The sequence below is a fragment of the Streptomyces nymphaeiformis genome, from assembly GCF_014203895.1.
Lineage (GTDB): Bacteria > Actinomycetota > Actinomycetes > Streptomycetales > Streptomycetaceae > Streptomyces > Streptomyces nymphaeiformis.
Genome location: NZ_JACHJY010000013.1, coordinates 22,350 through 34,621 on the forward strand (window position 1 = coordinate 22,350; position 12,272 = coordinate 34,621).

A 12,272-nucleotide genomic window follows, 5' to 3' on the forward strand; every position below is an offset into this window, starting at 1 on the left:
CTCGTCCACATCCCCGTACTCAGCCGCCCGACGATCCAGAAAAGGAGCCCCCGCCATGGAGCAGCCCCTTCCCGCCGGCGCACCGGCCACCCCGCCCCCGCTGGGCGAACACCTCCGCTCGCCCCGGTTGCGCGCCGCCATGCTCGTCCAGCAGGAAGCCCTCCACGCCGCCCGCGCGTTCCTGCGCGGCGAGGGCTTCACCGAGCTGCTGCCCCCGCTCGTCGGGCCCGTCACCGACCCCGGCGGCCGCGGCGCCAAGGCCCTCGACGTCGACTACTACGGCCACCCGTACAAGCTGATGACCAGCGCCATCCTCTACAAGCAGGCGTCCCTGCGCGGCTTCCCCCGGCTCTTCTACGTCGCCCCCAACGTGCGCGTCGAACCCGAGGAGACCGCCACCACCGGCCGTCACCTCGTCGAGTTCCACCAGATCGACGTGGAGATCGCCGACGGGAGCCGCGAGGACGCCCAGGAGATCGCCGCCGGCCTGCTCACCCACGTCACCGAGCACGTGTGGACCGCCGTCCCCGAGATCCTGAGCGAACTCGGCCGGATGGAAGGCGACTTCGCCGACATCCGCGCCGGCAAGTACGACGTCTGCACCCACGACGACGCCGTGTCCCGCCTGCTCGCCGCCGGTCACCCGCAGAACCCCGACGGCGAGATCGACTGGGCCGGCGAACGGCTCCTCTCCCTGGAGAGCGACCGCCCCTTCTTCGTCAACGACTACCCCAAGGGCTCCCGCGGCTTCTACGACCGGGAGGACCCCGAACGCCCCGGCGTCCTGCGCAACTTCGACCTGATCGCCCCGCACGGCTACGGCGAGCTCGTCTCCGGCAGCGAGCGCGAGGCCGACTACGCCACCATCGTCACCCGCATGCGGGAGAGCGGCGAGAACCCCGCCAAGTACGCCTGGTACCTCAAGGAGGCCCGCGACGGCATGCCGGCCAGCGCCGGGTTCGGCATGGGCCTCCAGCGCCTGGTCCGCTTCCTCACCGGCCTCGACGCCCTCTGGCAGGTCAGCGCCTACCCGAAGCTCCCCGGGGTGGTGGCCCCGTGACCGCCCTCAGCACCCCCGGCTTCCCGGAGCGCGAGATCCGCGCCCGGGCCCGCAACGGCACCGCCGAGGTCTTCCCCGACTCCCGCACGTACGGCACACGGCTGTACGGACCGGGTGCGGGCACCGCCGCCGACGGCCTCGACCGGGCGCGCATCGTCCCGCCCGTCTTCATGCCGCAGCGCCTGGAGAAGCTCATCGACCTCGCCCGGGAACCCGAGTTCACCGACGTCGACCTCGGCGCCCGCGTCGGCGGCTTCACCGCCCGGCTGCCCCTCTACCTGTCCGCGTTCGGCTCCACCCGCGCCGGCAGCGGCGACCTCGCCGTCCACGCCGGCCGGCAGGCCGCCCGCCTCGGGATCCCCATGGTCATCGGGGAGAACATGATCCCCGTCCACGGCTACCGCCGCGCCGGCGACGCCACCCGCTCCGCACTCCTCGCCCGCGTCGAGGCCTACCTCGACGCCGCCCCCGACGGCATCGGCGGCGTCGTCGTCCAGCAGTCCACCGAGGACGCCGACTCCGAGGTCTGGAACCTCCTCTACAGCGACCCCGCCTTCCGGCCCCTCCTGGAGACCGGCCGGCTCGCCTTCGAGCTGAAGACCGGTCAGGGCGCCAAGCCCGGCCTCGGCGGCATGACCGTCGTCGACCGCGCCGAGGCCGAGCAGCTCGCCCGCCGCTTCACCGTCCGCGAGGTCCTCGACCCCGACGGCGAACGCCAGTTGCGCTGCGCCACCCCCGGCACCTTCACCGACGAGATCCTCCGCCAGCAGCTGCGCTTCATGCGGAACAACTTCCCCAAGGCACGGACCTGGGTGAAGTTCCACCCGGGCCGCGACGTCGCCCACGCCGCCCGCACCGCCTGGGCCGCCGGAGCGGACGCCGTCACCGTCGACGGCGCCGAGGGCGGCACCGGCTGGGCCCCCGGCGTCTTCCTCGACCACGTCGGCCTGCCCCTCGGCGAATGCCTGCGCCGCATCGGCCGCCCCGACGGCTGCCTCCTCGCCACCGGCGGCATGTGGGAGGGCGGCCGCGCCGTGCGCGCCCTCGCCCTCGGGGCCACCGCCGTCGGCCTCGGCCGGGCGGCCCTCGTGGCCGTCGACGAGGACCCGGAACACGGGCTGGAGCACCTCGTCGACAGCATCGCCCTCGAACTGCAGCTCCTCATCAGCGCGTTGGGCAAGTACGAGGTCGCCGCCCTGGGACCCGAGGACCTGTGGTGGCCGGACGGCCACCCTTCGTACGGCGCCGACGCGCCGCTCCTCGGCGTCGCCGACCCGGCGGGAGCGGCGCCGTGACCGCGCACGGCCGGCGTGGCGGGGACCGGACAGCCGTGTACCGCCGGCGTGGCGGGGACCGGGCCGCCGTGCAGGCCTGCTTCTCCGTACGGGAGACCCCGGGCATCACCGTGGCGGTCACGCACGGCGGGACGGGCCTCGCCGCCTCCGCCCGGCACACGGCCCAGCGCGCCCTCGCCGAGGCGGGCCGCGGCTACCTCGGCGGGCGCGTCGAACTGCGTACGCCCCGCACCGCCGCCCCGGCCACCTCCCGGCCCAGCGCCTTCGGCACACGCCGGCGGCGCGCCGTGCGCCGCGCCGCCGACCGGGCCGTGGCCCTGGCCGTCGCGGCCACCCTCCGGGGCGAGGCCACCGGAACCCGCGTCCACATCCGCCCACCCGTGTGAGGGACGGCAGCCGCCGGTCCCACCGCCCCCGTCCGCCCCGCCCGAGCGACGGCGCGCCCGCCGCGTCCCGCCCCTCGACCACAGAAAGCCGACCCCATGGGAACGACCCCCACGACCAGCGCACCGGCGGGCAAGGACCCCGTCGTCGACTGGCGTCGCGTCAGCAGTCTCGTCATCGGCCAGGCCGCCGTCCAGGCGGGCAGCTTCGCCCTCCTGATCGCCATGAGCTGGACGGCGGTCCAGCTCGGCGGCCGTGAGGCCGTCACGTACGTGACCCTCTCCGCCACCCTCCCGCGCGCCCTGCTGCTCCTCTTCGGCGGCGCGCTCGCCGACGCGCTCGGCCCCCGCGCCGTCCTGCTCCGCGCGACGAGCGTCCGCGTCCTCGTCCTCGCGGCGGGGACAGCGGTGACCGCCACCACCCACAGCCTGTGGCCGCTGATCGCCGTCGCCCTCGTCGACGGCGTCCTGCTCGGCCTCACGGGCCCCGCCTCCGGCGTCCTGCTGCCGCGCCTCGCCCCGCAGGACCAGCTCGGCCGGGCCAACTCCCTCTTCTCCATGGTGCTGCGGCTCGCCCCCATCGCCGGCTCGCCCCTCGGCGCCTGGCTGGTCGTCGTCGGAGGCCTGCCCGTGGCCATGACGGCCGCGGCCGTCGGCTGCGCCGTCTGGCTGGCCTGCGCCGCCCACGTCACCCACGGCATGCCGCGCCCCGAGCGCGCACCCCAGGGCCCCTCCCTGCTGCGCCGGTCCGGCGACGGCTTCCGCCTCCTCGCCGCGCACCCGCGCCTGCGCTGGATGTTCGTCGCCTGCTTCTGCATGGACCTGGCCTTCCTCTGGCCGGCCGAGGTCGCCCTGCCCCTGCGGGCGGCCGACGAGGGCTGGGGCGTCGGCGCCGTCGCCATGGTCCTGTCCGTGTTCGGCGCCGGCGCGCTCGCGTCGGCCGCCCTGGGCGCGGCGCTCGCCCACCGCATCCCGGCGCACACCAAGCTCGTGGTCACCGGAGCGGGCCTCGCGGCCGGCATGGCCGCCATGGCCCTCGTCCCCTCGGCCGTCGTCCTCGCCGGCACGGCCGGCGTCGTCGGCCTGCTCTCCGGCCTCAACGGGCCGGCCCTGGTCACCGCCTACCAGCAGGCCGTCCCCGAAGGCCGGATGGGCGCCGCGATGTCCACCTTCGCGCTCTCCGGCATCGGCGCGGCACCCCTGTCCCTCGCCGTGTTCACCCCCGTCTCGCTCTACCTCGGCGTGACCGGGACCTGGCTCCTGTGCGCGGGCCTCGCCCTGCTCTCCCCGGTCGCCGCGTCCGTCGCCCTGCACGGCGGGGCGGCCACCGCCGCGCCGCGCGTCGACGCCCCGGCCCGTACCGCACCGGAGCCCACCGCCACTTCCGTGTGAGGCAGACATGATCCCGCTGGTTTCCCCGCCCCTTCCGGCAGCTCTTCCCACCGGCCCCCTGGACTCTCCGCCCCTTCCGGCAGCTCCTCCGGCCGGCCGGACGGATTCCCCGCCGCTCCCGCCGGCTCCTCCGGCCGGCCCGCTGATCCCGACCACGCTCCCGCCCCTGACCACGGCCCTGCCCCGGCTGCCCGGCCTCCGCCCGGTCAGGCCGCAGCTGTGGCTGGTGGCCACCGAGGCCCATCAGGACACCGTCACCCAGTTCGCCCCCCTCGTCCTGGCCACCGAGGAACTGGCCCGCGCCGAGGAGTTCCGCCGCTCCGGCGACCGCGCCACCTACCTGTGCGCGCACGTCGGGCTGCGCCGCCTGCTCGGCGCCCACCTGGGCGTCGCGCCCCGGACCGTTTCGGTGGCCCGGGCGCCCTGCCCCTGCTGCGGGGAGCCGCACGGCCGTCCCGTACTGACCGACGGGCGCCTGCACTTCTCGCTGTCCCACTGCGAGGGGCTGAGCCTGATCGCCGTCGCGTCGACACCGGTCGGCGTGGACATCGAGCGGGTGCCGGCGGCGCACACCGTCAGAGAGGCCTCGGAGGTCCTGCACCCCGCCGAGGCCGCGGAGCTCGCCGCCCTCACCCCCGCCCACCGGCCCGCCGCGTTCGCCCGTGTCTGGACCAGGAAGGAGGCCTACCTCAAGGGGCTCGGCATCGGGCTCGGGGCCGACCCGGCCGCCGAGTACGTCGGTGCGGGACCGGTCCCGTCCGCCCCACCCGGTTGGTTCCTCACCGACGTCACCGTCCCGGACGGCCACCACGCCGCCGTGGCCCTGCGCCGGTGACGAGCGCGCGGCGCCCGACGTGCGATCCCGGCCGGACCGCTCCCCTCAGGACGTGCTGCCGAGCCGGGGCGGCACGTCCCCGCGGCAGCGGTCCGCCGTGGCCCGGCCGATGCACACGACCCTCCGGCATACGCGCCACAACTGCCCATGGGGCACGTTTGCGCAGATAATGCTCGTGCCGCCCTCCGCCGTGCCCGTACGGAGCGGAGCGTCCTGCGGCGAGGCGCGGGAAGCGGCATCCGCAGCAGGAGGAACCATGCTCATCAGGCATCTGGTCGAGGACGGAGTCCTGCACCTCGCGCTCCTGCGCGACCTGGACGTCTCCAGTCGCGCCGCGGCCGCCCTGCAGATCGAGACGCTCCTCCTCGCGCACCGCCCGCGCCTGGTCAGGATGCAGCTGCCCACCACGGAACCCTCGCCCGCGTCGCTCAGCGCGCTCGCCCGCGCCCGCCGGATGTGCGAGGGCCTGGGCATCCCTCTGACGGTCGTCGGCCCGGCGCCGGTCGTCGGCCCGTAGCGCCCGAGGCGGCCCCACCGCGCCCGAAACGGACCGTACGCGGGCTTCGACGCCCCGCGGCGGGGGAACGCTGAGGAGAACGGAAGCGCGGGGGTGGAGCCGATGAGTCGCCGGGAACTGCCGTACCTCACCCACCACGGCAGGCTGTACCCGACCCAGGACGCACGCGATCGAGTCGAGCCGCTCCACGGCAGGGTCCGTGTCCACGAGCACTCCTTCCGCCGGCTGCTCGACGGGGAACGCGCGCCTTCCGTCTTCCTCGTACGGTCCGCGGGTCCCCTGTCCGCCACCGGGGTCCTCGTCGCGAGCACGGCGGAGGAGTGCCACCGCTGGGTACGGGCCGCCCTCGACTACGTCACCGCCGTGGACGGCATCACCACCGAACTGTCCGCGGCCCACCGGCGGGCCGCGGCCGTCCCCTGGTGGCGGCGGCTCGCCGCACGCCGCGCCTTCGACGACTGGGAGACCACCCGGCAGCGTTACGAGGACGCCATGAGGGCGGCCGCCGAGGCGTACGAGCCCGTGGGCCGGGAGATCCGGCGGGCGATCCGGGTGGCGGAGGAGGAGTCCGCCGCGCGGGCGCGGGAGCGGGCCCGGCGGGCGGAGGAGGCCGGGCGACGCAGGGCGCGGCTCGCCGAGCGGGCCGTCTGGGGCTGGTCGGTCGTGACGGACGAGGACCGATCCGCCGTGTACGTCTTCCGGCACGACGTCCCCCGAGGGGAAGCGCCCGCTCCTGCGACTCCGCAGGCGAGCCCGAGCGTGGACCTGGCGAGTCTGCGCCGCGCGCTCAAGGAGCTCGACCTGCCCGACGTCCTGTGGGACGGGCCGGCGCTCGCCGAGACGGAGCGCGAACTGGAGGGAGTCGGCTTCGGGCGCTGGTGGCGGGACCGGTTCTCCGAGGACTACCGCACGTTCACCGCGCCTCCTCCTCCTCCGCGCGGCTCGTCGTACCGGGGCAATCCGTCCGGGGGCACGGCCACCGGAGGCACGGGAGGCTTCAGCGGAGGGCACAGCGGCGGATTCAGCTGCGGCGGGGGTTTCTGACAGGCGGTCAACAGGCCTCTCGCGTACGGCCGACGGGTGCCTCTGCGCCGTGCGGCCTGACGACAGCGTGTTCCATTCCCGACACGGGCGAGTGATCATTCACCGTGATCGCGGCCACGGGGCGGGAACGGCCGCGAACCGCACCTAGACTCCCCGCACATGTCGCTCTGGCTCCTCAACCACTTCAGCACCTTCACCCTCGCCGTGGTCACCGTCGGCGGGACCGTCGTCCTCGCCGTGGCCGGCAGTGTGCTGCTCCGCCGCAGGTATCCGTCGCTGGCCCGGGGCGAGCACAACGACATGGTCGGAGTGACGCTGGGGATGTTCGGCGCGATCTACGGCATCATCCTCGCCTTCGTCATCGTCACCCTCTGGACCCAACTCGACAGCACGCAGACGATCGTCTCCAGCGAGGCCACCGACGCCGCGCTCATCGCCCGTGACGCCGCCGCCTTCCCGCCCGCGGTCCGCGCCGACCTCGACACCGCCCTCAGCGGCTACGTCCACGCGGTCGTCGAGGACCAGTGGCCCCGCATGCGCGCCGGGCAGCCGAGCTACGGGGCCACGGAGGGCCACCTCCGCTCCGCCTTCACCGTCCTCCAGGCGTACGACCCGGCCACCCCGCGCGAAGAGGTCTTCTACCGGGAGGCCGTCACCCACCTCAACGACGTCGCCGCCCAGCGCCGCGCCCGCCTGAACATGGCCGAGCAGGAACTCCCGCCCCTGCTCCAGGTCCTGGCCTTCGGCGGCGCGATCGTCCTCGTCCCGCTCACCTTCCTCTACGGCATGCGCAAGCTGCGGATCCAGCTCCTCTTCGTCGCCTCCGTCGCCGGCCTCATCGGCTTCAGCCTGCTCCTGGTCTTCGTCCTCGACCGTCCGTTCGCCGGCGAACTGAGCGTGAGCCCGGCCCCGTACCGCGAGGGGGCGCTCTCCCAGTACTGGGAGCAGTGAGGGACGGCCTCAGGGGTGGCGGATGACCACTTTGCCGAAGGCGGTGCCGGCGGCGTGGTGGCGGTAGGCGTCGACGGCCTCGTCGAAGGGGAAGACGCGGTCGATGACGGGGCGGAGCCCGTGTGCCCCGATCAGTTCGTTCATCTCGGTGAACTGGGCGCGGCTGCCCACCGCCACGCTGCGGAGGGTGGCACCGGAGGCGAAGAGGGCGTGGGGGTCGAGCGGCGGGGCGGTCCTCCCGGTGAAGCCGACGCAGGCGATGGTACCGGCCAGGGCGATGGCGCGGACGGACTCGTGGAGCAGCCCGGCGACGTCGACGATGCGGTCGGCGCCCCGTCCGCCGGTGAGGGAGCGGACCTCACCGGCCCAGTCGGGGGTCGCCGCGTAGTCGACGACGGCGTCGGCGCCGAGCCGGCGCAGACGCGCGGCCTTGGCGGAGCTGCCGGTCGTGGCGATCACGCGTGCACCGAGCGCTTTGGCGAACTGGAGCGCGAAGAGGGAGACGCCGCCGGAGCCCTGCACGACGACGGTGTCGCCGGGGCGGACGCCGGCTCCGTCGCCGGTCAGGGCGTTCCACGCGGTGACCGCCACGCAGGGCAGGGTGGCGGCCTCCTCGTACGTCAGGTGCGCGGGCACGGTCACGAGCGAGTCCGCGTCGACCAGGGCGAACTCGGTGAGCATGCCGTCCAGGGAGCCGCCGCGCTGGGCGACGTGCTCGACGGCGAACGGGCCGTCCTGCCAGGACGGGAAGAGGGTGGCGGCGACACGGTCCCCTACGCGTACCGCGTCGACGTCCGGACCGACCGCGACGACTTCGCCGGCCCCGTCCGAGACGGGGACGACGTCCGGCTTGACGGGGAGGACGTACGTTCCGTCGAGCACCATGAGCTCACGGAAACTGAGGGACGTCGCCCGCACGGCGACCAGGGCCTGTCCGGGGCCGGGGGCGGGGATGTCGTGCTCGCGGACGGAGAGGCCGGAGAGTCCGGCGCCGCTGTGCGAGAGGTGGTAGCTCCGCATGGGTCGAGCCCTTCGTAAGAGGTGGGGACGGCAGGGGAGTCGGGCGACGTGTCCGGGTGTCATGCGGCGTCCGGCTCCGCGGCCAGCGGTACCTCTCCGGCCGTCTTGCCGAAGCCGAGCGCCTCGACGATCCGGCCGTCCGTCACCCGCATGACGTTGACGCCCTGCACCCACTGGTCGGGGCCGTCGCCGAAGCGGTAGGTCCACACGATCGTCGCGCGGTCGCCCGCCACGATGACCTCCTGAGGGGTGAACTGCGAGGCGAGGTCGTCGACGAGGGCGGTCCACCACTGCGTACAGGCTTCGCGTCCGGAGACCCGCTCCCCGCGCGGAGCGGGCTGGACGCTCTCCATGACGCAGTCGTCGGCGATCAGATCGGCCAGGAGACCGGCCTCGCGGTCGGTGAACGCGCGGTTGAAACGGGCGATGACTTCGGCGGTCGTGCGTACGGACATGACGCCTCCTCAGAAGAGATAGACCGTTCGGTCTACGAGAGATATAGATAGACCGGTTGATCTACCGTGTCAACAGGCGCAGAATCTCTGCATGAACACTTCCGTGAAGCCCGGCCCCCGCGAGCGACTCCTGCTCGCCGCTCAGGAGTTGACCTACAGTCAGGGAGTCGGCGTCGGCGTGGACGCCCTCCTCAAGGGGGCCGGTGTCGCCCGCCGTTCGCTGTACGAGCACTTCGGCGGCAAGGACGGTCTCATCGCCGAGGTGCTGCGCCGCAGCACCGCCGAGGACGTGGAGCGGTACCGCGCCACCATGGACGCCGCGGGGGACGACCCCCGGGCCCGGCTCCTCGCGGTCGTCGACCGGGTCGGCCGGATCGCCGCCGACCCGGACTTCCACGGCTGCCGGTACCTCGCCGCCGACCTCGCGCTCACGGATCCCGCGCACCCCGGTCACGAGGTCACCAGGGAGTACCGGCGCACGGTCCACGGCCTGTTCGCGGACGAGTTCGCCGCCCTCGGGCACGCGCGGCCCGCGTTCGCGGCCGATCAGCTGTTCATCCTCGTCGACGGTCTCCTCGCCGCCGGCGCGACCCGGCCCGACGTCGAGCCCGCCGCAGCGGCCCGCGACCTCGCCGAGCACATCATCGACGCGGGCCTGGCCCGGCCCGGACGGTGACGGGTGGGGCTACGCCTCGTACACCCGGGTCAGGAGCTCCATCAGCTGCCGGGCCTCCGCCTCGCTGAGCGGGGCCAGGAGCGCGGAGTTGGCCCGCTCGGCCAGCTCCGCGCACCGCGCCAGGACCTGTGCGCCCGCCGGTGTCACCGTCACCGCGTTCTTGCGGCGGTCCTTCGGGTCGGGCTCTCGTCGCGCGAGGCCGGCCTTCTCCAGGTGGTTGAGCAGGAGGACCACGTCCTTCGCGTCGAAGCCGAGCCTGCGCACCAGATCGGCCTGGGCGACCGGGCCGTACTCGGACACCGCCGCGAGCACGGCGTGCTGCGGGAGCTTCAGCCCTTCCTCGGCGATCGCCTCGGCGACCAGACCCCGACCGCGTGCCGCCACGCGGCCGACCAGCCAACTGGGCAGGGACTGGATGTGCGCCAGGGCGTGCGGGTCTTCCGTGGGGGCCATGGAGGCAGAGTACCGCGAATTCATTGGACTTCCCAACGGTCTGCCCTTATGGTGAGAATCGTTGGAGATCCCAATGATCTGGGTGGGAGTCCCGCGTCCCCGCGTCCCCGTTTCCCCTGGAGGTGCCCATGCGTCGTGTCCGGTACGAGGTGACCGGCGGTCCCGAGGTCCTCTTCGTCGAGGAGGCTTCCGTGCCGGAGCCCGGCCCCGGTGAGCTGCTGGTCCGTAACGAGGCCGTCGGAGTCACCCTGCCCGCCGTACGGAAGGTGCGCGAGGCCGCCGAGCCCGGCCCGCTCGGCGGTGAGGTGGCCGGCGTCGTCGCCGCCGTCGGCGAAGGCGTCACCGGCTTCTCCGTGGGCGACCGCGTCACCGGCCTCTGCTTCTCCCACGCCTACGCCGAACTCGCCCTCGTCCACGAGGCGATGGCCTCCCGCATCCCCGACCGGGCGACCGCCGTCGACGCCGTCGCCCTGGTCCGCAGTGGACTCGTGGCGCGCGGCGCCTACGAGGCGGGGCGCCCCCGCCCCGGCGACTCCGTCATGGTCACCGCGGCGGCCAGCGCGGTCGGCACCCTCGCCCTGCAGTACGCCGGGGCGGGCGGGGCCTCCCGCGTGGTCGCGGCCGTCGGCAGCGCGGAGAAGGCGGAGTTCGTGCGCGCCCTCGGCGCCGACGAGGTCGTGCTCTACGGGGACGAGTCCTGGGGCGAACCGGTCGACGTCGTCCTCGACGGGGTCGGCGGCGAGCTCCTCGGTCCCGCCGTGCGGGCCCTCGCTCCCGGCGGCCGTCTGGTCGCGTTCAGCTCGGGCGGCGGCACGGTCGACGCGTACGAACTGCTGGTCCGCGGCGCCTCCGTCATCGGTTTCCAGATGGCGGCCATCGCCCGGGGCGAGCCCGAGCTGTACGCGCGCTGGCGCGACGAGCTGTGGGACCTCCACCGCGACGGCGCGCTCCGGCCCCGCGTCTGCGCCGAGATCCCGCTCGCCGAGGCGGCCCGCGCCCATGAACTCGTCGAGTCCCGGCGGAACGCGGGCAAGGTCGTTCTCGTCCCCTGAGCCCGGGAGGCGGAGGCGTGCGAGGGCTCAGTGGCCGTAGCGGCCCGTGTCGATCTCCCAGCGGTGGTAGCCGGCGATCCAGGAGGCGAGGCCGTCGACGTAACGGCGGGCCGCCTCGCGTGCGGTCGGGGAGAGGCCCAGGAGATCGCAGATCTCGGGGACTTCGGAGGACAGCTCCACGAACCGGTCGACCATCGTCTGGGCCTCGCGCATCACCTCGGCGGCCGCCTCCTCGGGGGTGCTGCCGAGCTCCTCACGGACGATCATCACGATGTTGGCGACGTCACCCCGGGCGAGCTCCTGGGCGTACGAGTGCACGTCGTTGGTGAACGACGGTATGTCGGCGGCCAGTTGGCGCATCCGGCGGAAGGCTGGGTGGTGCAGCGCCTCCTGCGGCAGCTCGAACCGGTTGAGCCGCTCGACCATGTCGAAGAGGGTCTCCATGGCGGCAGTTCCCCGCCGGAGCGCCAGATAGCTCTCCCGGTCCGGGAGGCGCCCGGTGAGCCGGCCGGCGGCCTCGGCGGGGTGGCACGCGAAGTACCACTCCCAGTTGTACGCGGAGCGGGCCAGCCACCGTGCCGACATGCCGCGCGCGCTGCGCTCCCAGAGGTCGGCGAAGGCCCGCTCGACCGGGGTGCGGTCGCCGGGTGCGGGCCCGTCGCCGTGCAGAAGGCCCGTCAGACGGGTGCATATCTCGGCCACTTGGGCCGGCGAGCGGCCGAGCTCCGAGTCGAACCGGTCGTCGAAGAGGAAATAGAAGCCGAGCAGGTCCGCGGCGAGGACGAGGTCGTCGTCGGTGGAGTCCGGGCTGGTGAACGCGGCGAGTCGGGGCACGTCCCACTTGTCGTACGCCGGCAGCTCGATGGTGACGGCGAGGCCCTCGTGATGGAGGAGCCAGTCCCGGTGGCGCTGTACGACGGATGCCTGGTTCGGGTTGCTGCGAGGCGGAAACGGCAGGTCGAGCGTGGTGGCTTTGGACACAGGCCCCCCAGGTTCTGATCCCGGGTGATCCCCTGACGCCCCCGGCGCGTTCGAAGAGTACTTGAACTGATCATCAACTGCCAGGAACGTTCGTCAGATCGCTTTCAAGCCAATGGAATTGTGACCTCCGTATCGGTCACGCGTTCTCCCGTTCATTG

General features: G+C 73.9%; 14 protein-coding genes. 10 read left to right on the forward strand and 4 right to left on the reverse strand.

The genetic code is table 11. The annotated features are described in order from the left end of the window. Positions 1–55 precede the first annotated feature (55 nt). The 8 genes from GGE06_RS36230 to GGE06_RS36265 all read left to right on the forward strand — a co-directional run bounded on the left by GGE06_RS36230 (position 56) and on the right by GGE06_RS36265 (position 7,477). On the forward strand, positions 56–1,060 hold the full coding sequence (locus GGE06_RS36230; RefSeq protein ID WP_184932778.1) for an asparagine synthetase A: 1,005 nt from the start codon (positions 56–58) through the stop codon (positions 1,058–1,060). Next, a complete protein-coding gene (locus GGE06_RS36235; RefSeq protein WP_184932779.1) occupies positions 1,057–2,355 on the forward strand; it encodes a glutamate synthase-related protein in 1,299 nt (432 codons plus the stop codon). Before GGE06_RS36230 ends, GGE06_RS36235 begins: the two co-directional genes overlap by 4 nt. After that, entirely contained in the window at positions 2,352–2,741 is a 390-nt protein-coding gene (locus tag GGE06_RS36240; RefSeq protein ID WP_116163301.1) for a hypothetical protein, read from the forward strand. The genes GGE06_RS36235 and GGE06_RS36240 overlap by 4 nt, the downstream gene beginning before the upstream one ends. 96 nt (positions 2,742–2,837) lie before the next feature. Continuing rightward, positions 2,838–4,130 carry an MFS transporter gene (locus GGE06_RS36245; protein ID WP_184932780.1) on the forward strand — a complete coding sequence of 431 codons (1,293 nt, stop codon included), beginning with the start codon at positions 2,838–2,840 and terminating at the stop codon, positions 4,128–4,130. A gap of 7 nt (positions 4,131–4,137) precedes the next feature. Then, complete coding sequence (locus tag GGE06_RS36250) at positions 4,138–4,965, forward strand: 4'-phosphopantetheinyl transferase family protein (protein WP_116163305.1); 828 nt, start codon at positions 4,138–4,140, stop codon at positions 4,963–4,965. Positions 4,966–5,221: 256 nt separating this feature from the next. After that, positions 5,222–5,482: a hypothetical protein gene (locus tag GGE06_RS36255; protein WP_116163307.1), complete on the forward strand. Its 261-nt coding sequence runs from the start codon at positions 5,222–5,224 to the stop codon at positions 5,480–5,482. Positions 5,483–5,584: 102 nt separating this feature from the next. After that, positions 5,585–6,526, forward strand: coding sequence for a hypothetical protein (locus GGE06_RS36260; protein ID WP_184932781.1), 942 nt, complete (start codon positions 5,585–5,587; stop codon positions 6,524–6,526). Positions 6,527–6,685: 159 nt separating this feature from the next. After that, the gene (locus tag GGE06_RS36265; RefSeq protein WP_116163311.1) at positions 6,686–7,477 is read left to right on the forward strand and encodes a bestrophin-like domain; all 792 of its coding nucleotides are present in this window, start codon (positions 6,686–6,688) and stop codon (positions 7,475–7,477) included. A 9-nt stretch (positions 7,478–7,486) separates the two neighbouring features. Here GGE06_RS36265 and GGE06_RS36270 read toward each other — a convergent pair whose 3' ends face one another. Both GGE06_RS36270 and GGE06_RS36275 read right to left on the reverse strand, forming a co-directional pair. Then, positions 7,487–8,497 (reverse strand): zinc-dependent alcohol dehydrogenase family protein, encoded by a 1,011-nt coding sequence (locus tag GGE06_RS36270; protein ID WP_116163313.1) that lies wholly within the window; start codon positions 8,495–8,497, stop codon positions 7,487–7,489. 59 nt (positions 8,498–8,556) lie between these two features. Continuing rightward, positions 8,557–8,952, reverse strand: coding sequence for a nuclear transport factor 2 family protein (locus GGE06_RS36275; protein WP_116163315.1), 396 nt, complete (start codon positions 8,950–8,952; stop codon positions 8,557–8,559). A 91-nt stretch (positions 8,953–9,043) separates the two neighbouring features. Between GGE06_RS36275 and GGE06_RS36280 the strand changes: the two genes are divergently transcribed. Next, positions 9,044–9,628: a TetR/AcrR family transcriptional regulator gene (locus GGE06_RS36280; RefSeq protein WP_184932782.1), complete on the forward strand. Its 585-nt coding sequence runs from the start codon at positions 9,044–9,046 to the stop codon at positions 9,626–9,628. A 9-nt stretch (positions 9,629–9,637) separates the two neighbouring features. Here the strand turns inward: GGE06_RS36280 and GGE06_RS36285 are convergent, their stop codons facing one another. Then, positions 9,638–10,081: a MarR family winged helix-turn-helix transcriptional regulator gene (locus GGE06_RS36285; RefSeq protein ID WP_116163319.1), complete on the reverse strand. Its 444-nt coding sequence runs from the start codon at positions 10,079–10,081 to the stop codon at positions 9,638–9,640. Between the two features lie 128 nt (positions 10,082–10,209). On the opposite strand from GGE06_RS36285, the gene GGE06_RS36290 reads away from it, so the two are divergent. Next, positions 10,210–11,133, forward strand: a complete 924-nt coding sequence (locus GGE06_RS36290; protein ID WP_116163321.1) for a quinone oxidoreductase family protein — start codon at positions 10,210–10,212, stop codon at positions 11,131–11,133. Between the two features lie 27 nt (positions 11,134–11,160). Here the strand turns inward: GGE06_RS36290 and GGE06_RS36295 are convergent, their stop codons facing one another. Further along, complete coding sequence (locus GGE06_RS36295) at positions 11,161–12,114, reverse strand: terpene synthase family protein (protein ID WP_116163323.1); 954 nt, start codon at positions 12,112–12,114, stop codon at positions 11,161–11,163. Positions 12,115–12,272: the final 158 nt, after the last annotated feature.